The following is a 20574-nucleotide window of genomic DNA, read 5'->3' as shown; positions in this document are numbered from 1 at the left end:
CACCTTTACAACTCCTCTCAATGAATGCCGGTCTGGTGAATCGCTGCACAACAGAGAGTGCAGGCGCGGCATCAGTGGCACCGGTAGCCTTATCGCCATGAACATGACACCGACAACCATCATCAGCGACCCACGGCGACAGGCGGCACTGCTTTACTGGCAGGGCTGGTCGGTGCGCCAGATTGCGGACTCGCTCAGCATCAAAACGCCGACCGTACAGAGCTGGAAACTGCGCGACGCGTGGGACAGCGTCGCGCCCATCAGTCGTGTGGAATTCAGCATGGAAGCGCGGTTAATTCAGCTGATAACCAAAGAGGTGAAAAGTGGAGGGGATTACAAGGAGATTGACCTGTTAGGCCGCCAGATTGAACGCATCGCCCGCGTCAACCGCTATAAGGACAGCGGCAATGAGGCCGATCTCAATCCCAACGTGCGTAACCGCAATAAGGGCGAGCGCGCGCCGGTGATTAAAAATGTCTTCAGTGATGAGGCCATCGAAAAGCTGACCGGCCTGTTTATGGATAACTGCTTTGAATATCAGCTCGGCTGGCATCGGGCAGGGCTGGCGTACCGCATCCGCAATATCCTCAAGTCGCGCCAGATTGGCGCCACCTTTTACTTTGCCCGTGAGGCGCTCATTGATGCGCTGACCACCGGGCGTAACCAGATTTTCCTGTCGGCCAGTAAGGCGCAGGCGCACGTGTTTAAAAACTACATTATCGACTTTGCCCGCCAGGTGGATGTTGACCTGAAAGGCGATCCGATTGTGCTGCCGAACGGCGCGCGCCTGATATTCCTCGGCACCAACGTCCGCACCGCGCAGAGCTATACCGGCAATCTCTATCTTGATGAATATTTCTGGATACCCAAGTTTCAGGAGCTGCGCAAAGTCGCCAGCGGCATGTCGCTGCACAAGAAATGGCGCACCACCTACTTTTCAACGCCGTCGAGCCTCTCGCACAGCGCGTACCCGTTCTGGTCTGGCGACTTGTTTAACCGCGGACGCCGCAACAAAAATGACCGCATTGAGCTGGATTTAAGTCACAGCCATCTGGCCGACGGTGCGCTGTGTGGTGATGGTCAGTGGCGCCAGATTGTCACCGTGGATGATGCGCTGGCGGGCGGCTGTAACCTGTTCGATATCAATCAGCTGGCGCTTGAATACAGCCCGTCGGAGTACCAGAACCTGCTGATGTGTGAATTCGTTGACGATGAAGCCAGCGTGTTCCCGTTCGCCGAACTGCAGACCTGCATGATCGACAGCCTGGAAGAGTGGGAAGACTTCAACCCGTATGCGCTGCGGCCGTTCGATTATCGCCCGGTATGGATTGGCTATGACCCGTCCCACACCGGCGACAGCGCGGGCTGTGCGGTTATCGCGCCGCCGCTGGTTGCCGGTGGCAAGTTCCGTGTGCTGGAGCGCCATCAGTGGCGCGGCATGGATTTCGCCGCGCAGGCGCAGTCGATTAAAGAGCTGACCGAAAAATATCAGACCGAATATATCGGCGTGGATGCGACCGGCATCGGCCAGGGCGTTTTCCAGCTGGTACGCCAGTTTTTCCCGGCGGCGCGCGAAATCCGTTACTCGCCGGAAGTGAAAACCGCGATGGTGCTGAAGGCAAAAGACACCATCGGCAGCGGGCGCCTCGAATACGACGCCGGTCACACCGATATCACGCAGTCGTTTATGGCGATCCGCAAAACCATGACCGCCAGCGGTAACCGTTCCACCTATGAAGCCAGCCGCAGCGAGGACGCCAGCCACGCCGACGTCGCCTGGGCGATTATGCACGCCTTACTTAACGAACCGCTTACCGCCGCCGCCGGTGGTATGAGTCCAAACTTTGTGGAGTTTTATTAATGAGCAAGCGCAAGGGCCGCAAGGCATTCGCCACTAAATCAGAACCGCTGCAGCAGCCAGCGGCGTCCGCGCAGGCGTTCAGCTTTGGCGATGCGACACCGGTACTTGATAAGCGTGAAATACTGGATTACGCCGAGTGCATACATAACGGGCGCTGGTATGAGCCGCCGGTCAGTTTTGACGGGCTGGCGCGCAGCCTGCGCTCGGCGGTGCATCACAGTTCGCCGATTTACGTTAAGCGCAATATTCTGGCGTCGACTTTCGTCCCGCATCCGCTGCTGAGTCAGCAGGAATTCAGCAAGTTTGCGCTGGATTATCTGGTATTTGGTAATGCGTTTCTGGAGCTGCGCAAGAATGCGTTAGGTGAACCAATGCGGCTGGAGTGCGTGCCGGCGAAATATACCCGGCGCGGTGTAGAGGAGGGCGTTTACTGGTTTGTACAGAACTGGAAAGAGGCGCATCGCTTTGAGCCGGGTAGTGTTTTCCATCTGGTTGAGCCGGATATTAACCAGGAGCTGTATGGCCTGCCGGAATATCTCAGCGCGCTTAACTCCGCTTGGCTGAATGAGGCGGCGACGCTGTTCCGCCGCAAGTATTACCAGAACGGCGCCCATGCCGGTTACATCCTGTATATGACCGATGCGGCGCAGAGCAGTACCGATATCGACCGCATGCGTGAAGCGATGCGCGATACAAAAGGGCTGGGTAACTTCCGCAACCTGTTTATGTATGCGCCGAACGGTAAGCCGGATGGCATCAAGATTGTGCCGCTGAGCGAAGTGGCGACTAAAGATGATTTCTTTAATATCAAGAAGGCGAGCCGGGATGATCTGCTAAGTGCGCATAGGGTGCCGCCGCAGATGATGGGGATTATTCCTGATAATTCGGGCGGGTTTGGTGATGCGGTGAAGGCTTCGCAGGTATTTGTACGTAATGAGTTAACGCCCTTGCAGGAACGAATTAAAGAGATAAACGCTTGGATTAGACATGAAGTAGTTAGATTTGAAACGTACCAATTTGATTCTTAAAATTCCTTACGGACTGGCCACCAGTTCGCACTATGATGGCCTGTTTTATTTAAGAACCATAAAACCCTTTTTTTACTTCTATGAGTTTTTCAACTAAAATATCTACTTTAGTTGAAGGGTTTTCGTTACCATCTTGCTCGGCTAATTTTCTAACTTTAATGCTATTATTGATTGCATCTTGTAGTTTATCATGTAATAAGGCGAACATTCCTTTTTTATTCTTTTGGTAATCATGAATATGGCTTTTAAGCTCCTTCTGCATTTGCATTCCGGCACTATTTTTTTTATCACCCACAAATGATTTTCTTGAATTTGTGAAATGTAAAAAAAACCAATATTCAAAACAAGGAACTGAATTTATTACATGAAACTTCCCAGCAGGTTTCAATTGCCTGACCTGCTCGATGGCTGTGTTATAATCGGCATGTGAATCTTTATCAAAAACACAATATACTAAATCATATGGTGAGCTTTTTTTGCTTTCTTTTCGATCGACTTCTCTTGCATGTTCAACCACACTTTTCGGGCTTGAGCCACAGTCTCCAGTGATAAATACTGAATCTGTAGATGTTAACTTGTAATGAGCGATTATTTCATCAAAATATTCGGGTTCAGTTTTTTCTCCCTCGCATACTATAAGTATTTTTTCCATAGCTTTACGGCTCGCATTTTTCCTTTTTAAATCGGATGCTTTTCGAGCCTTCATCTTATTGAATAGTTTGTCTGATGCCATTACATCTTCTCCAGCTTCTTAATAATGGGTAATGCACCATATCTCCCTTCAAGATAAGCTGTTTCTAAATTTTCTCTTCCTTTTCTTGGGCTAAAGTCCGATAACGGAAAGAGCTTGGTGGTGTTGTCAGTGTCTTTTTCAACAAACCAGACCTGATCTCTTCTGAATACATCTTGACTTAGAATACTAGTCTCATGTGTAGTGAAAATAAGCTGAGCGTTATTTTTGTTAGTTAAAGGGTTGTTAAATAAATTAACAATAAATTCCACTAGTTTAGGATGCAAGTTATCATTTAACTCATCAATGATGATTACATTGCCTTCTTTCAGTGAATGATTTAAAGGCCCTGCGAAATTAAAAATTTTTCTTGTCCCTTCAGATTCTTCATCTAAGTCGAAAGCAACAAGATTGCCATCGGCCCCTTTATGCAATGTTTTAACGATGTAGCTATCTTTGCCCTGCCACTGCTTAGTAATAAGGTCTTTGAACTCCTGAGGCATATCATCAGGAAGACTATTTGGGTTAAATTTTTCTTTTTTAACTTGAATGTCATCAATCCCGACATCAGCAGCCTTTAGAAAACGTAGGATCTCTTCGCTTCCATCTTTAAAGCATTGTCGTGACGTGTAATCATCATTCCATCCGGCAAGTTCAGTATATTTTAATTTATAGTAAAACCAATTATATACTGGAGATAGCTGCTTGCTATTTAATTGCACAGCAGTGGAAAGAAATAATGCATTACTTCTTGTGGCTTTTACCCATGTCTGTTTTTCTCCAACTAAAGAGTTTCCTAATTCCCACTCATATTCATTTTTTTCGTTATCCCACATCCTAGTAAACCAGCGCTGCAATCTGCCTTTAGGAAAAGCGAACAGCCACTCTGCTAAAATTTTCTCATCAGTAGTTGAAAATCCATATTGGTACCTAACCCCTTCAAAAGAAAAGATAATTTCGAACTCTGATGGCGAATTTGTAAATTTAGAGTCTAGCATGAAAGGAGTGACCGGAATTTTATCCGGGGTATTAGTCATTGTTGCAGAATGCACAATGATATCAGCCATAGTTGTAATGGCTCTTACAAGATTTGATTTTCCCGCCGCATTAGGCCCATAAATAGCTGCACTTCTAACAATATCAACCTTGCCTGAGTCATCTAAAGGCATCACATTGTCATTATTATCTCTTGATTTTTGCGCAACCATGCTTAATGTTTGGCGCTCTGAGATCGATCTATAGTTTTCTACTGAGAATTCGATCAACATTTTTATGCTCCTAAGCTCTAAATCTCACCTAAAATTGCTTTTTTAGGATTTAAACGTTTAATTTTGACGATTTTTGTCAAAAAACGCACCTAAACTTCCTTGTGGAGTCAGTTTACACCATAAATCTTGCTTGCATATAGATTTTGATATACTGCTACTAAACAAACTCTTTCTAATCCCCGCGCGCAATGCTTTCCCCGCCACGCCTGCCCGCTTTATGCATCGCTTTTCATGCAGTTGCATGCCTTGCCCCAAGCCGCGCCTGTACTAGCTCTCACCGGGGCAGGGGATCCATTTTGGATCATGCGATCTAATGCGTGAAAATGCGTTTTACAGACAGCAAAAAGCCGCCTGATTTGGCGGCTGGGTTATGTCTCGTTTATGGCAGGTACAACCTTGCAGATTAGCTACTCAGCCTGGTAAAAAATTGCATCCTGCAGTCTGGAGGTATCAATCTCGCGAGCAAGGTCACCAACCAAAGACATAGCCAGCTTCAGTTCATCAGGTTTGCACTGTGCGATAAGCGCTACATCCGCTATGAACTGTATACGTGCGATTGTTTCATTCAATTTATCCAACTCCATCAGTCTCTTATCTCCTGCATAATTCATATTACTGTATGTATAAACAGTATCATGGCGTTAAGGAAGCGTAAAGATTCGTATCAATAAGATTAGTCCGAGTGCCTGTTTTTCATACGGTTAGCTTTATCAGTAACCTTTTTAGCCAGTAGTCGGAAGTTCTTAAGAGGATTTTCTGATGCTCTGGCCGCTTGATACAGATTACCCGCCGGACCGCTAAAATATGGTTGGCCGTTCACCGTCACTTTGCCACCGCCCATCATTCTGGTTATCTCTGATTCAGTCAGCACGATATCGGATATGTCTTTGACCATTTCACGCAGCTTAAGCCTCGCATCGCTGTTACCTGGGTGGGTGAGTGGCGGTTCGCCCGACTTAACTGTGTCTTTACTGCGGATCCGTGCCAGTATTCGGCGCCGTTCTGCCCGGCTCGGCGGTTTATTGAAGTCAATTTCCTGCGGCTCAGTTTGCTGCCCCGTACAGTTATTGACAGAACTCCGAGAGGACGCAGACGCGTCCTTCAGGTCAACGGCCAAATCAACAGCGCGTTTTGCGACAATCTTCCACTGCTTGAGACGGGTCAGAATTGGCGTATCTGCGCCAACGGCTGTTGCATAAACACCCTGAATCTTGAATGTTTCTTCGGTGTACTCATTAAGTTGCGCAGCGGGCTGATACCAGGTGCGTACTGCAAGCTCGTCACGACGCACAAACGGGCCGCCCTGCGCGTTAACATATGCAGCCCAGTCACCGATATCAGCGGCATCATGTGCTGCTGCAAACTCAACGCTAAGCCCCTGAGCGGTTTCGCTGTCAGCCATACGGCGCAGTTCACGATAAACTGTTACCGGCGCACCGCCGACAAACTGAAACTGACGAATGCGCCAGCGTGCCGCCCATGCTGACACTGCGCCCGCAGTTTCTTTAATCGGTTTGTTGGTTTCATCGTCCAGCTCGCCATCAAGTGCATAGCCGTCGATATTTTTGGAAATGTACTTCGCCACATAACCGGTAGCGCTGCCTTTATCCGGGTCAATGGCTTCAGCGTGAAAGCGCGCTTTCTTTGCCTTATCTGATTTCAACTCTGCGGCATCCTCATTGTATGCATAACTGCGGATGATCGCGGTCACGCGCGCGGCATCTTCAGGACGCATAAACATCAGCATATGCCAGTGAGGTGTCCCGTCGTGGTGTGGTTCGGCAACACGAATACCGAAAATGCGCAATTCTTCACGATGCAGTTTGGCGCGTATCTTCTGCCAGACACCGCAAAGATATGCCTGTGTTGCCGCAGGGCTGGCGCCATTCCACTTTCGGTTATGGTAGCCGGATTTGGTCGTCGCATGATATTTCGAGGGAGTGGTGAGGGTATAGAACTGGCCGACGTAACCGAGCTGGTTGCAGATGTTTTCAAAGCCGCGAATACGCGTCATCAGCTCACAGCGGCGGATCGCCGGATTGGCAATGCTGCCATCAAACTTATCAATCAGACTGATGCGGTTGCCGTCCTCATCTTCCAGCTCCATACCTTTCAGAAACTCGCGCGTGCGTCGCTTCTGTTCGCGCCATTCATATACGGCCATGTTGCTGGCATAGGGAGTATGCTTTTTGCTGACGTTAGCCAGAGCAATATGTAAATGCTCACGCCATTCAGCGGCAATACGGCGTAAAAGGTTTTTCCACCAACGTTCGGCTTTCATTTTGTGGATCGCCGGCGCGGCATCGTCTTCACTAAAAAAGCGCGTGGTTACTTTGTCCCAGGCAGGTGCAGCCTGACCTAAGACGCGGGTGATTTTGGCTGCAGTACGATACAGGCACCATAGTGCGCGATACTCCGATACTTCGCCGATCTCGCTGTTAACCTGAATCAATTCACTGGTAATAAAGTTGCTGATATCACCGGCGAGCAAATCAATATCACTGCGCGACATATCAGGCAGGCGGTTAAAGCGGCGCATCAGGATAACTAACTGCACATCATGTATAGCTGATGAGGCGCGGGGAACATCAGGCAGCAGCTCCTCAGTAGAAGGGGATGCTGTAATTTGCAGGCGGTATTTATCTGCCACCAGTTCAAGACGCGGCAATGCCCGCCCGAAGAAAGACTTCGTCAGATAGGCATTGCCTCGCAGAACACCATGACTTTTTTTAAGTTCATTGACGCGACGATTAACATTTTGACGGACAAGTGAAGGCTGGCGCGCAAGATGTGCCTCAGCCGCAATCAGTTGATCGCGGCGATGGATTTCTTTATAGGTGAGGTAAGGGCTGGCAATGGCCGCCCGTGGCTTGTTCCACGGGTAGGCATATTCAATTATCACTGACGCTTACCGAAATGAGCGCTTTTAAGCTCCTGGATGGTTTGGCAGTGAATGCAGGTCATCACACCTGGCAGTGCTTTACGACGCGCTTCAGGGATCGGGGCATCACAGACTTCGCAGAATGTCGCGCTGACACCAACAGAACGGTGGATAGTGTTAGCCAGGCAACGCGCCAGATTCTCAGCCTCGCGCTGCTGGGCGATATCGATTGAGTCAGCCATCAGTGAAACTCCAGCGCTTCATGCTCAAATCGCTGCGCTTCCTGACGTAACAGTTCAGCCGCATCCGCGCCGCTCATTTCGGTACGGGTGATAAAAATGGCCAGCGCTTCCATACGGATTGATACGGCCAGTGCTTTGTTTTTACGCTCGTCGTTGCGGGCGGCATTCAGCAGTGTCTCAGTGTTAAAGTCAGCACCAATTACCATCTGTTTTACTTCTACGTTACGCATAGATATTTCCTTGTTTCAGGCATAAGAATGCCCGGCGAGTTGACGCCATTGTGTTTGGGTTAAGTCAGTTATTCAGACAGAAAACAGTCTGAGATTGAGAATCGACGCGGCAGCAGTTCGCCCCAGCGCGACATTTTGTTCATGGCCTTAATAATCAGTTCGCGGTGATATTTGTCGAAGTATTCGAACGGCTTGCCGATTTCATCCTGCTTAAAAGCGGCAGGCTGTTCGCGGTTAGCCAGTGTCAGTACGCAGAACTTAAAATCATCGCTCTGGCGGTTGAAATAGCGCAGGGCAGGGTTTTCATTGTTCTTACGCATCTGGCGCCAGCGCTGCTGAAACTCTTCAAACGTCATTGATTCAACCTGATCGGTACGGGCATGAATCAAACGAATATGACTGAAAGGCGCTTTGCTGGTAGCCGGTGCTGCTTGTGCGAGGCGGGCCATATTATTCCCCCAACAGAATGCGAAAAGGTTTAAATCGGCTCGGCCTGTTGGTCGACAAGCCACGTAAAAGCGCTTTCTGGTCATTGCATGGGTGCCAGCGTTTACCGTCTTCACCCATGATCCAGCCATGACCGTATGACGGTGACGGACTCTGGCGCTTTAACAGCGGTGCAATTGAAAACGTCATCGTCACCTCAGCTCAAACCAATAGATGCGCCAAGACCGCTGACAGCATTGAGAGTGGAGGACATCGCCGGGTTACTGTGGATCCGCGTATGAACTGCCATTGCTGCCAGCGTCAGGCAGCGAATACCTGAATTGACGCTATCGACGAAAGCGTTTTTACGTGACTGAGTCATACGCTCGGAAGAAACTGCACCGGCAGCGACCTGGCCTACTGCGGCGGTAGCGTTCAACACATAGGAAGCCAGTTTCTCTGAGGCCAGTTCATTAACCGGTACAGAGGGCAGGCAGTTAAGTTGTGCCAGCAGCCCGTCAATCAGCGCAGCATCTTCAGATGCATCGGTTAACAGCAGAATCTCAGTGACCGTTAACTGGTGTGGCTGTTCCGGGTTCAGCTTGTTACGCAGTACCTGCGCTTTCATATCGATGTTGCATGCCAGCTCTTTCAGGTTGTGCTTTTGCGCAAACTGACGGCAGGCATTATCGAGATGAGGGTGTTTAGAAACCTGAAAATCAAACATGATTCGGATCCTCAAAACTTGCAAAATCAAATTAGCGTTTGATATAGCGGCAGTTGATTGCGTGTTGCAGGTTTTTCTCACGCCATGCGGCAACATTGACCAGCGCGTTACCGTGTTTTTCCATCACGTCTGTACGAGTCTGGCCGGTCTTTTTACACTCAATGGTGCGGGTAACTGTGCTGGTTGGGGTAGGGGCGAGAAGGACAACGCCGTTAGCAATCCACTTTTCTAACACCGACTTACTGATACCGTTGGCGGTAGCGAAGTCCTCTTTAGACATGGTTGCAGAGGTGTTGATCGCCAGTGCTTTCTCTACTGCGGCGTTAACAGCAGTGCTGAGCGCGGGCATCAAAACTGATGCGATGTTCGCGATCAGTTCTGGCGTCTGAAGCAGGTCAAATGCATTTTGACTGTTTGCATTTTCAGTATGCATAAAGCAGTATCTCCTTTGGGTCGTTTTGTTCTACGGTGTTTCATGTGGTGTGATGATACTGTAGATCGTAAAAACGATTAGGTAAATAATTATTTATCACCTAATGGTGTTTTTATGATTGAAGATAAGGGCGGAAGCGTCCAGATTCTCGAAAGATTGATGTCATCGTATGGCGTGAATACGCAGAAAGACTTGGCTGCGGCTCTGGATATCCCAGCAAATAACATCAGTGGTTGGACGCAGCGCGACAGTGTTCCAGGCAATGCCATCATCAAATGCGCATTAGATACCGGTGCTGATTTACAGTGGCTGGTAACTGGTGAACTTGCAAAAGCAAGTTTTGAAGGTATGCCTGACTCCCATAAAGGTGAAGTCCTCTATAACGAGATCATTTCAAACGGTGGCAAGCCAGTATTGCGCCGCATCATGGACGCCTACGGATTCACCCTGCAAAAACAACTCTGTGAGCTGCTGGGGATTTCATCCGGCACCGTCAGTACATGGGTACGTAGAAATTACTTTCCAGGTGATGTGGTGGTGACGTGTGCGCTCGATACCGGTGTTCCTCTTCAGTGGCTGGCAACAGGGAAAGGGGCGCAGCAAAGTGACAGTTCGGAAGCAAGTAAGGCAGGGGCAATTCCACGCAAAAATCTGACAGCAGGTGTTTTGCATGATGCTGGCAATTGGGTCACCGATTTAAGCTATATCCCCCATACGCTTATTGAGCCGGTTTTTGTCTTCAGTAACACATGTTCGTGGATTGTAGATACAGGTGTGACTGAAATCAGTAATGGTCGCTGGCTTCTTGGCATCGATAATAAATACGATGTTTATGATATTGCGCTTTTACCGGGGCGAAAAATTAGCGTGACGAGTAAAGCTTCTAACTTCACTTGTGGTGCTGATGAGGTAAATACTGCCGGGAAGGTAGTTTTAACGATGGATTATAATTTTTAAAAGGATTGGGCATGGGAACCATTTTAGCGCTGTTGGGTTTGATTCTGGGCGCATGGGCTGTACGCAGTATTTGTTTAAAGCAACAAAGTTCTGGTAAGAAGGTCGGCAAATCCATTTTCGCAGGTTGGTATTTTCTTACGGCTGGCGGGATGGGAGCAACAGAAGAAGATAAGATTCTTGTCGCAATCGTTATGATGCTGGTTGGGGTTGCTGTCGTACTGTATTCAAATCGTGCTTATAAAGCGCCAAAGAACAGCAACGACGAGATCCTGCGCGAGCATGCTGCAGCTCTAAAGGATTTTGATTTAACGCAGAATAAAGATGAACGAGACACCTATCGCACTGAAAATTTTGCTAAAGGTAAAGATGCCAGCGGTTTAACAAAAGTCGCCTTCTACTATGTAAACGGCAGCGGTGAAAGCAGTTTTCGCGATGTTGACGTTAAGAAATTCGATGGTCATTACATTGAGGGGTATTGTCACCTTTCAAGTAAGTTCAAAACTTTCAGAATTGACCGTGTTGAAGGGGATGTGATCCTGCGCGATACCGGTGAGGCGATGGACGCATATCATTGGGCGGCTGAGATGGAAGTTATTTAATTTAAATTGGAAGAATTTACTCCGATTCTTAAAAGAAGACTTTTATGAAAAATGATAAAAAACCATTTTCTTTTATTGACGGCATATTAAATGATGATAGTGGGGCAGTTTTAGTCAAATATGCCATTGTAATAGCTGTTATATTATGGCTATTATTCGTTGTAAATTTAATTAGCCTTTATTTTGGGTGGGGTGCCAATTTAGGCCCGTTTGGGGATTTTATTGGTGGTGTTGCTAATCCATTACTTACATTCCTGACTTTTATATGCCTCATAAAAAATATCCTCATGCAACGGGATGAATTGTTGCTGACCAGAAAAGAATATGCTGAGACAAAAAGAGTATTGAAGATACAAAGCGTGGAAAGTACATTTTATAATGGTGTCAGTCTTCATCATGAGATTGTAAACAATTTAAAGATTGACTTAAATCTCCTAGGTTCTGAATATGAGTTGATGACAGGGAGGGAAAAGGTTTCCATCGGAGAGCATGAGTTTTTTGGTCGAGACTGTTTTAGGGGGTTAATTAAGCTATTGGCTAGTGATTGTCCGGATCAGGAAACTCTTATTGAAAGATATAAAAAAATAAACAATAACAAAAATGAATGGTTTGGCCATTACTTTAGAAACTTCTATAGAATAATGAAGATAGTAGATGGTCTGCCAGAAAATTATGTATCAGAAGTGGAAAAAAAACAGTATTGTCATACATTAAGAGCCCAGCTCTCATCTAATGAATTAATTATCCTTTTGCTTAATTGTTATCATGGTGTATGCGATTCTGGGGAATTCCGTGATCTTTTAAGTAGGTATCAAATGTTGGAGCATTTACCTATCAAAAGATTAGAAGACAAGTATAAAGCAACTGTGTCTGATTTATTCGAGGTGGATTACTCATTTTTTAGCTATTTTATTGTTTCAGATGAATAAATTGAAAAAAACAGAAAGGCACTTAGTTTAAGGAAGGTTCCTGGTGGTGCATTTGGGAAAAACCATCATGTTTATTTCCCCAAAAGTTTGCGAAAAAAAGGTCTTGCAGGTAGCTCTCATCAAGAGTTGTAGCCATTTTGTCGCCATGCATTAGTTTAACTAACTGATTTTAAAGACCGGAAAACGTATTCGGTCTTTTTTTGTTCTAGAAATTCGCAGACTCGTTTGCAGCTTCTTAAATTGCTCGAAATTTCAATCTTTGGTTTAAGCATTCCGGCTTCTGTTCACTGAAATAAATCCTCGTTATTCCATTCGCGGTCTGATTATATTTGTATTATTGGTAAGTGAGCTAAGTGAAAGATTTTTAACGATAATACTGTTTAAGAAACAGGATTACTCATTGCCCATGCTTAATGTAAACTTCATTCCAGAGAACTTTACTGAGGGAACAGTAATGAGTTTCAGCCTGCCAGGTTTTGACCTGTTTTACCTTTCACGCGATAACCTTGAACCTGAACGCTTTGAGCTTATAGCCCGGCCTTCCGACACCTGGCGTCATATTAGCGAAGAGTATGAATTTGATGATCACTATCGTGATCATTATTACGTTCAGGGGTTAAGGCCGAAACTTAGTTATCAGCCGAGATAGCAGCCTGACAGACGCTGGGGAACGGAAAACGACACAGAACGTAATCTCAGATACCTGGTAGAGTGTGGCAATGTGGTTATGCTTGATCGCAAAAATTTGCCAGGTCAGCTGTTTTACATTGATGATAAAGGCGAACTGATTTGCCGGGATATATTCGCCTTCAGGTTTAGCGGATGGGAAACTATTCTCCGCGAATACCGAAAATCTGTGGCCTGCCGTGATTACCGGCAGCGTGGCGCTAAACCTCGGGCAACAGAGGTAATCCTATTCGGTTTCAGTCAGGTGAAAGCGTCAGACACGTTTGCTCAGGAAGTGAAGAAACCGCAAACCTACGACATGATAAACAGTAAAATGGCGGGGCGACTGCTGGCTGCTGGTGGTATTTATAACCAGAACCCGGAAATGTTTGCGGACACTGCACGTAAGTTGGGTGGTGAAGCTGCACAAGGGTTTGATCAGGTGCTAAATGAGCAGACGTCTGGGACAATTTTCACCGCTTCTGCCATCATTTTCGGTACCAAAGGTGCGGCAGGGTTTGGAAAATACAGGCCTGCAAGGTCACTTCCACGCGATAAATTTGGTAATCCTCAACCTGATACAGATATTCCCCACACGCAGTTAGGAACAAAGTCCGGGCGTCGTGGCGACTACACTCAGGCCAGAGAGTGGGGGTATGATTCGCAGAACAGTCTTGTGCCCAGGCGAGATATTGATTTTACCGATCATGGCAGGCCTGGAAATCATCCGAACCCTCATCAGCATGATTATATTGCCAACCCGATCGGGGGCGCGTTACAACATGGGCCAGCAAAAAAATTGGAAATGCCAAAATGAAAAAAGAAAGTGGATATATGTTCGAAAGTAATGGTGTAAAAGTGACGTTATCTGAATTGCTGAACAGGATTCCATCTAATAGTTGGGATTGGCGGTTATACGAATTCGAAGGGTGCGGGATAGCGCCTTATGATATGTCGATGCCTGATTTTGAAGATCGGGTTGCATCAGAAAAATACGGTTTTGGTTTTACATGGGATGAACTGAGAGAATTTAGCCAATCACTTCACGACGTAAAATCGTGCGTTTTGGCCGCCGTAAAGCAACCTGTTGATTATGATTCACTGGAAGCTGAAAGTAATGACATGATTATGTGTTTAAGCATTTACGATAGTACCGAGTGGGAACTCAAAGAGTTCGATTGAAATCATCTATAGATCCCAATGAATTATCTGATAATAGATAAAATGCACAAAACCATCCCCACATTGATAGTGCTAATGTTAACCCTTAGTTGCAGCTGGTCGCAGGCAAAGGTAATACAACCCGATATCAAAGCCTTCCAGGAAAATGCTGAACTTGTCAGCACCTTAGTGGCGAATGGGATAGCTCACTTTCACTCCGCCGGCAAAAGGAAATAGAAGCTGAGATCGATAAATACTGTAGTGCTGCCCGGCAGCAACAGAAGCGATTAAAGCAAAAGTATCAGGGCAATCAGCAGGTAGAAAAGACAGTTGCTGAGTATGATCTTTGAGCCGCCCGTCGTAAACCTAATCCCTTAAAAAAGCGCACGGAACCCGCTCTTCTCCGTCATGCCATACTGTGGCAGTGAAGCCAATTCAGACGCCAGCTAACAAACCAGTCACCATCATTTCATCCTTACCTCCCAATTTTAGTGCCAGTCACAATCAGACCCAACCCGCGTCTATGGCGATTATCTGAAAATTAGCATCAATTTTAGTTAGTTTGCGAACCATACAATCCTGCTATTAGCGCAACTTACAGAAGCTTTACACTACTTTTCTCAATTTTTCACAATGCCATACCGCCTGAGTATCGATTGCTTTTTGAATCTATATCAATAAGATTCAGCAAAGAGATTTTGAGTTTTATTTTCTTCACTTTTTTTTCATTCACTCTTTTCTGTCTTAAATAATGGTCTTGCCCAGGGCTAAATGAAGTGATTTATATCGCTTTTTAGTCCGGGGTTGTTGTGCTAGTTTCAAAAAATAAAATTTATAATTTATTTATTTCATGGAGCGAAATTATTACTTTTTCTTTTAAAAACAATTCCAATCAAATCTTACAGGTGACATATGAGAGATCTCTGGGTGGACTATGCAAAGGGCATCGGTATTGCTCTGGTGGTGTTTGGTCATGTTAATCGAGGGTTATACAGTTCCGGGGTTTATCTTTCCGAAGGCGCTTACACGTTAGTTGATAGCATTATTTATAGTTTTCATATGCCATTGTTCTTTTTTCTGGCTGGATTGTTTTTTCTGCAATCTATTGAGAGAAAGGGTAAAAAAGAGTTTATTGTCAGTAAAGCAGATACCATCGTCTATCCCTATGTGGTCTGGTCATTAATTCAGGGAGGGATTGAAGTTGTACTGTCAAACTACACCAACAGTAAAACCAGCCTTGGTGAGGTGCTGGCATTTCTGATCTATCCCCGCGCCCAGTTCTGGTTCCTCTATGCGCTGTTTATGATTTTTGCGGTTGCGGCTGTACTCTGGCATCGAAAATATTTTAACCAATACCTGCCTTATCTGCTGATATTGTCGCTGGTGATGAATGTCTGGCAGGAAGAATTGACCAATAATTTCCATCTGGATTTTATCACTAATTATTTGTTCTTCTTTATGCTTGGCATTCTTTTTTATAAAGTATCAGGGAAAATTACCGCCAACGCGAATGAAGTGGTTTTTGGCGGGGTTGCGATACTGTTTATATTATCTCAGTATCTTTTTCACTGGGGGCTGGGATATACCTATACTCATACCGGCATGTTAAGCGTACTGCTGGCAGTTATATCGATAGGTTTTATTGTGATGCTGGCATCAATGCTGTCAAAAATGGATTTAAAACTCTTCCGTATCCTCGGTGAGCTCAGCATGTATATTTATTTAATGCATATTCTGGCAGGGAGTGGCATGAGGATTGTGCTGAATAAAGTGTTGCATACTAACAGCTGGACTGCCCATGTACTGTTCGGCACTCTGGCTGGAATTATTGTACCGGTTATTGCTGTTTATGTGCTGAAACGCTGGAGAGCCGATTTCCTGTTCAGCAGACCGCGGCTAAGTATCAAGAAAAAATCTTATATCTGAGCCGATAACCGTTCCAGTCTGGCTGGTACTGAAAATGCTCCCGGTGTCAGTAGCGCCGGGAGTAAGCCAGTTTTTATTGTGCAGCAGCAACCACGCTATCGCGCAGTTGCAGGAATTGCTGTTCCACCGTATCGACGGTGATATCACCGACATCCTTCGATTCTGCGGCAATCACACGATTTGGCACCTGCCATGGACCCCAGAACCAGGCGTCACTGTTACCAAATAATGCCACCACCGGTTTCCCGACGCCAACGGCGATATGCAATGCTCCGCCATCGCTGGTCACCATCTGATCACATAACGACACTGACGCCATTAATTCACGCAAGGTGCTGGTTATTACCGGTGTCATCGCCAGATCTTTGCAGTGCTCGATTATATACTGTGCTTTTTCGTCATCGCCGGGATGCTGCTGATTATCAGCGCTGCCAGGCGACCAGAACAGCAGAAAGTGACACTTATGCTGACTTGCCAGACGATGCGCCAGCTCAATAAATTTATCTGCCTGCCAGCGCTGCAACGGCTTACGCGCGCTGATTTGTAAACCGTACAACGGCACGCCAGCCGGCGGCGCTACTTTCTGTCTGGCTGCGGCCAGTTCCTGATCGGAAACATAGAGTTCAAGCGGTCCAGGCAGCTGATCAATATTCATCGCCTGTGCAAACCGGTTCAGCCGTTCAACGATGTGGGTTGGTTCGTGAGGGGGCGGAATCAGCTCGGTGATTGCTGGCAGGCCATTCTCGCCGATAGCAAGGATACGTCTGGCCCCGGAGAATTTGGCCCATTGCAGCGATCGCTTATCCCGCGGTCCACCCGCAATAATGACCAGGTCATACGCCTTAGATCGAAGATCAAACATCGTCTTAAAACGCCGAAAAATCACGCTGGCAGCCGACTGACCCGGCTTGCGATGGTGTAACTTGCTGTAAGTATGCACTTTACCCACATGCGGGTTGTGTTCGAGAACTGGCTGGTTATATGTGTTAACCAGCAGATCAATTTTACAGTCCAGCGCTTTGGCCAGCGTGGCGATAAGCGGAGTGGTGAGGATCAGATCACCGATATTGTCGCGGCGGATAAGCAGGATTTTCATTGGACTTAAGGTCTCGAAAACAGATGCCCGTATTTCTAACATATTACGGCGGCAATTAACGCACTATTTTGCTAAAACTTAACGAAACAGGGCCGCTGGATGAGCGGCGCGAGACATGGCGGGAGGGGGAGATTGTGATTTTGTTGATTATCATTTTGTGATTTAAATCACATATACATAATCCATGCGACGGCCACCAGCAGCCAGAAGATGGCGCAACAGATAAACACCAGACTCCATGCGGCTCGTTTTGTAAGCATTACATTCTCCCTAATTTTTAGTCGATATTTTCATCCGCAGCGCAGCGGGCCAACGCTGAGCTAACTGCGGCCTTTCTATGGATAACGGCTGAAAAGCGCCGAACTTAAGGGTTTTCGTAAAAAAACCGCAAAAAAAGATGATGCGGGTCTCACTGGCCTGAGGATAACGACAAAAAATGGGCTGGAATCGGGTCTGATCAATGCTTTAGGTATAAACAATAGTTATTTACAGGTCTGAATAGACTCTTCCCGCTTATCTCTGTTTGTTAAATTATTCTGATAATGAGTATGGCAGGCATCATTCACTGTCGCCATAGGGTGTCATTTCAAATTATTACCTGTCCATTAACACACTGGAGGATTATTATGCTGATTATTCAATCAGTAATCAGGAGATAGCGTAATGTTAAGGGAGATGCAGCCAGCGGATTATGCGGTCTGGCAACAACTTTTCATCGATGAATATGCCGCGGATCTTTGCGCCAATTCAGGCTACAGCGAGCTGTCAGCTCGCCAGCGCGCGCAGCAAACCCTCGATAATTATCTGGCGCAGGGACTGGAAACTGCACAGCAGGTATTGCTGTGTATCGAAGCACAGCAGCAGGTAGTCGGTTATTTGTGGTTTCAGCGTGATGAGCAGAGTGCGTATATTCTGGATTTTCTGGTGCTTGCCGCTTTCCGTGGAGCAGGGTATGGCAGGCAGGCGTTGCGTGATCTTGAGGTGTTGCTGCGACAGCAGGGGGTAGCGGAAATCCGTTTACGTGTAGCGGCGGATAACAGCCGCGCGAAGGCGCTGTATGAAGCCTGTCAGTTCCAGGTAACCGGCTATAATATGAGTCGAATGCTGACTAAATAATTAGCCAACAATAATGAAATGTACCAGGCGGGCTAATACTTCGAGCAACAACAGGCTACCGGTAAATATGAGGACTAATGTCAGAATAAACTGTTTACGATCATCCATTATTACAGAAACCTTCTGCTGTATACCTGCGGTTGCTATACTTTAAGCGTATTCACTTAAACAGAGCATCAATATCGCAGATATTGCTGTATGGGTTGTTGTCATGATGTATCAATATCTTAATGGTGAAGAGTGGCGACATATTTATATAGTTGGTGATCTGCACGGCTGCCGGGCGCTGTTAGATCAACAATTGATCGCTTGCCACTTCGACACCGCGCAGGATTTGCTGATTTCTGTCGGCGATATTATCGATCGCGGTCCGGACAGCCTGGCATGCCTGGCTTTATTAAATGAGCCATGGTTTCGTTGTGTGCTGGGGAATCATGAGGCGATGGCGCTGGCGGCGATTACTGCTGGTGAACGCGACTTATGGGAAATGAACGGTGGTGACTGGTTCTACCGGCTGAGTGGCGCTGCGCTGGTGAGTGCGCGTCATGCCCTGAGCCAGTGTCGCGATTTACCGCTAATCCTGCATCTGACGCTGGAAGAGCGCATTGCGGTGGTGGCCCATGCTGACTACCCCGCAGCGCATTACGCCTGGGGGCAGCAGGTTGATTTCGATAAGGTGGTCTGGTCCCGTGAGCGCATTACTCAGTTGCAGCGCGGCAGAGGGGCGGCGATCAACGGCGCCGACGATTTTTACTTTGGTCATACGCCGCTGAAAAATCCGCTTCACGCCTGGAATCAGCACTTTATTGATACCGGCGCGGTGTTTGGTAATCGTCTGACTTTACTCCAGTTGCAATAGCCCTAGGCCTTAAACAGTTTGCCATCACGTACCAGATCGCGCGGGTAGTTGTTCTTCAGCCGGTTACTGACTTTCTTTGCCAGCCCAATCGGTTGCTGCTGCCAGGTGACAATCACTTCATCGCGCGGTAATTCAGCTTCAGGATAGATATCGCGACCGCGATACCACTCTTCGGCTTCATCCTCGGTCAGCCCGACACTGTTAGCCGGGGTTGCACGCGCCAGCGCGACGGTAGCTTCATGCTGCCAGCGATAGCCTTTTGGGAAAGTTTCCGCCAGCTTCAGCCCGATGCGCGAGAAACGCACGCGGCCCAGCAGCGGCTCAATTTCGGTCGGGAACAGCCACAATTCTTTATCGCGTTGCCACAGCGCCAGCGAGCTGTCCCAGTGCAGTCCGGATTTATTGGCTGCCGCTATCACTTCTTCACTTAGCTTACGGCTGAGTGGCGAGAAGGGCAGTTTACCCACTTTGTAGCCAGGTCTGGCCATTGCCGGCACCGAACCGGTCTTGCGCAGACGGGCAACAAAGAATCCTTCACTGTCGAACAGTTGTGGAAAGACGTGCAGATAACCTTCCGCGGTCAGCGCCTGATCGGCACCCTCAAACAAACCGTTAAGCGGCAGGACTTCAACGGCGTCAGGATAGCGATCCAGCAACCATGCCACTACCTGCTGATTCTCCGTCCGGTTTAGCGTGCAGGTGGAGTAAATCAACGTGCCGCCTGGCTTCAGGGCATGGAAGGCGCTGTCAATCAGGTCGCACTGGGTGGCGGCAATCTGTTGTGTGCTCTCGGGTGACCAGTTACGTAGCGCATCGGCGTCTTTACGGATCACCCCTTCGCCGGAACAGGGGGCATCAAGCAGAATCGCATCGAAACACTCCGGTAACGCCGGGCCAAAGACCCGGCCATCGAAGTGGGTCATCGCGGTATTGCTGACGCCGCAGCGGCTGAGATTAGCATGCAGCACTTTGACGCGGCTGGCGGAATATTCGTTAGCCAGAATCGCGCCCTGATTGCCCATGCGCGCAGCCATCTGGGTAGTCTTGGAACCGGGCGCGGCGGCGACATCCATGACCCGTTGCGGTTGCGGTACGGCGTCGAACAGTGCGCTGACCGGCAGCATCGAACTGGCTTCCTGGATATAAAACAGGCCGCTGAGATGCTCGGCGGTGCTGCCGAGCGGCAGCGTATCGGCATCGTCACGCGTGATCCAGAATCCCTCTTCACACCACGGAATCGGCGTCAGCGCCCAGTTATAGGGCGCCACTTGCCGGAGAAAATCCGCCACGCTGATCTTAAGCGTATTAACCCGCAGGCTGCGGCGCAGCGGCTGCTGGCTGATAGCAATAAAGGCATCGAAGGCAGCGCTGTCTGGCAGGATATCGCGCATGACAGAGAGAAAGGATTCAGGAAAATAGACGCGGGAAGAGTGAGCCAC

21 protein-coding genes and 1 pseudogene are annotated in these 20574 nt (G+C 47.7%); 10 read left to right on the top strand and 12 right to left on the bottom strand.

All coding sequences use genetic code 11. The features are described 5' to 3' along the window. Positions 1-97 precede the first annotated feature (97 nt). Together J2125_RS00965 and J2125_RS00960 are read left to right on the top strand one after the other, a co-directional pair. Positions 98-1861 carry a terminase ATPase subunit family protein gene (locus tag J2125_RS00965; RefSeq protein WP_017802833.1) on the top strand — a complete coding sequence of 588 codons (1764 nt, stop codon included), beginning with the start codon at positions 98-100 and terminating at the stop codon, positions 1859-1861. Then, complete coding sequence (locus tag J2125_RS00960) at positions 1861-2889, top strand: phage portal protein (protein WP_017802832.1); 1029 nt, start codon at positions 1861-1863, stop codon at positions 2887-2889. Before J2125_RS00965 ends, J2125_RS00960 begins: the two co-directional genes overlap by 1 nt. A 49-nt stretch (positions 2890-2938) precedes the next feature. On the opposite strand, the gene J2125_RS00955 is transcribed toward J2125_RS00960, so the two are convergent. The 10 genes from J2125_RS00955 to J2125_RS00910 form a co-directional block, all read right to left on the bottom strand. After that, entirely contained in the window at positions 2939-3622 is a 684-nt protein-coding gene (locus J2125_RS00955) for an RloB family protein (RefSeq protein WP_017802831.1), read from the bottom strand. Beyond that, positions 3622-4887 (bottom strand): AAA family ATPase, encoded by a 1266-nt coding sequence (locus J2125_RS00950; protein WP_017802830.1) that lies wholly within the window; start codon positions 4885-4887, stop codon positions 3622-3624. Before J2125_RS00950 ends, J2125_RS00955 begins: the two co-directional genes overlap by 1 nt. Before the next feature lie 407 nt (positions 4888-5294). Further along, on the bottom strand, positions 5295-5471 hold the full coding sequence (locus J2125_RS00945; protein ID WP_017802829.1) for a hypothetical protein: 177 nt from the start codon (positions 5469-5471) through the stop codon (positions 5295-5297). Between the two features lie 89 nt (positions 5472-5560). After that, positions 5561-7789, bottom strand: a complete 2229-nt coding sequence (locus J2125_RS00940) for a replication endonuclease (RefSeq protein ID WP_017802828.1) — start codon at positions 7787-7789, stop codon at positions 5561-5563. Further along, positions 7786-8010, bottom strand: coding sequence for a TraR/DksA family transcriptional regulator (locus J2125_RS00935; RefSeq protein WP_017802827.1), 225 nt, complete (start codon positions 8008-8010; stop codon positions 7786-7788). The genes J2125_RS00940 and J2125_RS00935 overlap by 4 nt, the downstream gene beginning before the upstream one ends. Next, on the bottom strand, positions 8010-8240 hold the full coding sequence (locus J2125_RS00930) for a DUF2732 family protein (RefSeq protein ID WP_017802826.1): 231 nt from the start codon (positions 8238-8240) through the stop codon (positions 8010-8012). Before J2125_RS00930 ends, J2125_RS00935 begins: the two co-directional genes overlap by 1 nt. Before the next feature lie 68 nt (positions 8241-8308). Then, positions 8309-8689, bottom strand: coding sequence for a hypothetical protein (locus J2125_RS00925; protein ID WP_017802825.1), 381 nt, complete (start codon positions 8687-8689; stop codon positions 8309-8311). A gap of 1 nt (position 8690) precedes the next feature. Then, on the bottom strand, positions 8691-8876 hold the full coding sequence (locus J2125_RS00920; RefSeq protein ID WP_071590545.1) for a phage filamentation protein Fil family protein: 186 nt from the start codon (positions 8874-8876) through the stop codon (positions 8691-8693). A 7-nt stretch (positions 8877-8883) separates the two neighbouring features. After that, positions 8884-9393 (bottom strand): phage regulatory CII family protein, encoded by a 510-nt coding sequence (locus J2125_RS00915; protein WP_017802824.1) that lies wholly within the window; start codon positions 9391-9393, stop codon positions 8884-8886. Between the two features lie 31 nt (positions 9394-9424). After that, positions 9425-9826, bottom strand: a complete 402-nt coding sequence (locus J2125_RS00910; RefSeq protein ID WP_017802823.1) for a hypothetical protein — start codon at positions 9824-9826, stop codon at positions 9425-9427. A 114-nt stretch (positions 9827-9940) separates the two neighbouring features. Between J2125_RS00910 and J2125_RS00905 the strand changes: the two genes are divergently transcribed. The 6 genes and pseudogenes from J2125_RS00905 (at position 9941) to J2125_RS00875 (ending at position 16064) form a co-directional block, all read left to right on the top strand. Beyond that, a complete protein-coding gene (locus tag J2125_RS00905) occupies positions 9941-10783 on the top strand; it encodes a phage repressor protein CI (protein ID WP_017802822.1) in 843 nt (280 codons plus the stop codon). Between the two features lie 11 nt (positions 10784-10794). Next, entirely contained in the window at positions 10795-11382 is a 588-nt protein-coding gene (locus tag J2125_RS24870; RefSeq protein WP_017802821.1) for a hypothetical protein, read from the top strand. A 44-nt stretch (positions 11383-11426) separates the two neighbouring features. Continuing rightward, on the top strand, positions 11427-12311 hold the full coding sequence (locus J2125_RS00895) for a putative phage abortive infection protein (protein WP_209499428.1): 885 nt from the start codon (positions 11427-11429) through the stop codon (positions 12309-12311). A 406-nt stretch (positions 12312-12717) separates the two neighbouring features. Further along, positions 12718-13794 (top strand): annotated as a pseudogene (locus J2125_RS00885) (DUF8093 domain-containing protein). Continuing rightward, entirely contained in the window at positions 13791-14159 is a 369-nt protein-coding gene (locus tag J2125_RS00880; protein ID WP_017799779.1) for a hypothetical protein, read from the top strand. Before J2125_RS00885 ends, J2125_RS00880 begins: the two are co-directional and overlap by 4 nt. A gap of 891 nt (positions 14160-15050) precedes the next feature. Next, positions 15051-16064 (top strand): acyltransferase family protein, encoded by a 1014-nt coding sequence (locus J2125_RS00875; protein ID WP_017799781.1) that lies wholly within the window; start codon positions 15051-15053, stop codon positions 16062-16064. Between the two features lie 73 nt (positions 16065-16137). Here J2125_RS00875 and J2125_RS00870 read toward each other — a convergent pair whose 3' ends face one another. Beyond that, positions 16138-17160 carry a glycosyltransferase family 9 protein gene (locus J2125_RS00870; RefSeq protein ID WP_017799782.1) on the bottom strand — a complete coding sequence of 341 codons (1023 nt, stop codon included), beginning with the start codon at positions 17158-17160 and terminating at the stop codon, positions 16138-16140. 663 nt (positions 17161-17823) lie between these two features. On the opposite strand from J2125_RS00870, the gene J2125_RS00865 reads away from it, so the two are divergent. Both J2125_RS00865 and J2125_RS00860 read left to right on the top strand, forming a co-directional pair. Then, positions 17824-18276 (top strand): GNAT family N-acetyltransferase, encoded by a 453-nt coding sequence (locus J2125_RS00865; RefSeq protein ID WP_083865615.1) that lies wholly within the window; start codon positions 17824-17826, stop codon positions 18274-18276. Positions 18277-18487: 211 nt separating this feature from the next. Beyond that, complete coding sequence (locus J2125_RS00860) at positions 18488-19135, top strand: metallophosphoesterase (protein WP_017799785.1); 648 nt, start codon at positions 18488-18490, stop codon at positions 19133-19135. A 2-nt stretch (positions 19136-19137) separates the two neighbouring features. Here the strand turns inward: J2125_RS00860 and rsmF are convergent, their stop codons facing one another. Further along, positions 19138-20574, bottom strand: a complete 1437-nt coding sequence (gene rsmF / locus J2125_RS00855; RefSeq protein WP_026111523.1) for a 16S rRNA (cytosine(1407)-C(5))-methyltransferase RsmF — start codon at positions 20572-20574, stop codon at positions 19138-19140.

It is taken from the genome of Winslowiella toletana (assembly GCF_017875465.1).
GTDB classification, from domain to species: Bacteria; Pseudomonadota; Gammaproteobacteria; order Enterobacterales; family Enterobacteriaceae; genus Erwinia; species Erwinia toletana.
The sequence above is the reverse complement of the archived record's forward strand: the minus strand, read 5'-3'. Positions and strand labels throughout refer to the sequence as shown.

Coding starts and splice junctions, on each gene's coding strand:
- J2125_RS00865 (WP_083865615.1), top strand. CDS start 17,824: ATGTTAAGGGAGATGCAGCCAGCGGATTATGCGGTCTGGCAACAACTT.
- J2125_RS00905 (WP_017802822.1), top strand. CDS start 9,941: ATGATTGAAGATAAGGGCGGAAGCGTCCAGATTCTCGAAAGATTGATG.
- J2125_RS00880 (WP_017799779.1), top strand. CDS start 13,791: ATGAAAAAAGAAAGTGGATATATGTTCGAAAGTAATGGTGTAAAAGTG.
- J2125_RS00860 (WP_017799785.1), top strand. CDS start 18,488: ATGATGTATCAATATCTTAATGGTGAAGAGTGGCGACATATTTATATA.
- J2125_RS00870 (WP_017799782.1), bottom strand. CDS start 17,160: ATGAAAATCCTGCTTATCCGCCGCGACAATATCGGTGATCTGATCCTC.
- J2125_RS00935 (WP_017802827.1), bottom strand. CDS start 8,010: ATGGCTGACTCAATCGATATCGCCCAGCAGCGCGAGGCTGAGAATCTG.
- J2125_RS00895 (WP_209499428.1), top strand. CDS start 11,427: ATGAAAAATGATAAAAAACCATTTTCTTTTATTGACGGCATATTAAAT.
- J2125_RS00920 (WP_071590545.1), bottom strand. CDS start 8,876: ATGACGTTTTCAATTGCACCGCTGTTAAAGCGCCAGAGTCCGTCACCG.
- J2125_RS24870 (WP_017802821.1), top strand. CDS start 10,795: ATGGGAACCATTTTAGCGCTGTTGGGTTTGATTCTGGGCGCATGGGCT.
- J2125_RS00965 (WP_017802833.1), top strand. CDS start 98: ATGAACATGACACCGACAACCATCATCAGCGACCCACGGCGACAGGCG.
- J2125_RS00950 (WP_017802830.1), bottom strand. CDS start 4,887: ATGTTGATCGAATTCTCAGTAGAAAACTATAGATCGATCTCAGAGCGC.
- J2125_RS00945 (WP_017802829.1), bottom strand. CDS start 5,471: ATGGAGTTGGATAAATTGAATGAAACAATCGCACGTATACAGTTCATA.
- J2125_RS00915 (WP_017802824.1), bottom strand. CDS start 9,393: ATGTTTGATTTTCAGGTTTCTAAACACCCTCATCTCGATAATGCCTGC.
- J2125_RS00910 (WP_017802823.1), bottom strand. CDS start 9,826: ATGCATACTGAAAATGCAAACAGTCAAAATGCATTTGACCTGCTTCAG.
- J2125_RS00875 (WP_017799781.1), top strand. CDS start 15,051: ATGAGAGATCTCTGGGTGGACTATGCAAAGGGCATCGGTATTGCTCTG.
- J2125_RS00930 (WP_017802826.1), bottom strand. CDS start 8,240: ATGCGTAACGTAGAAGTAAAACAGATGGTAATTGGTGCTGACTTTAAC.
- J2125_RS00960 (WP_017802832.1), top strand. CDS start 1,861: ATGAGCAAGCGCAAGGGCCGCAAGGCATTCGCCACTAAATCAGAACCG.
- J2125_RS00955 (WP_017802831.1), bottom strand. CDS start 3,622: ATGGCATCAGACAAACTATTCAATAAGATGAAGGCTCGAAAAGCATCC.
- J2125_RS00925 (WP_017802825.1), bottom strand. CDS start 8,689: ATGGCCCGCCTCGCACAAGCAGCACCGGCTACCAGCAAAGCGCCTTTC.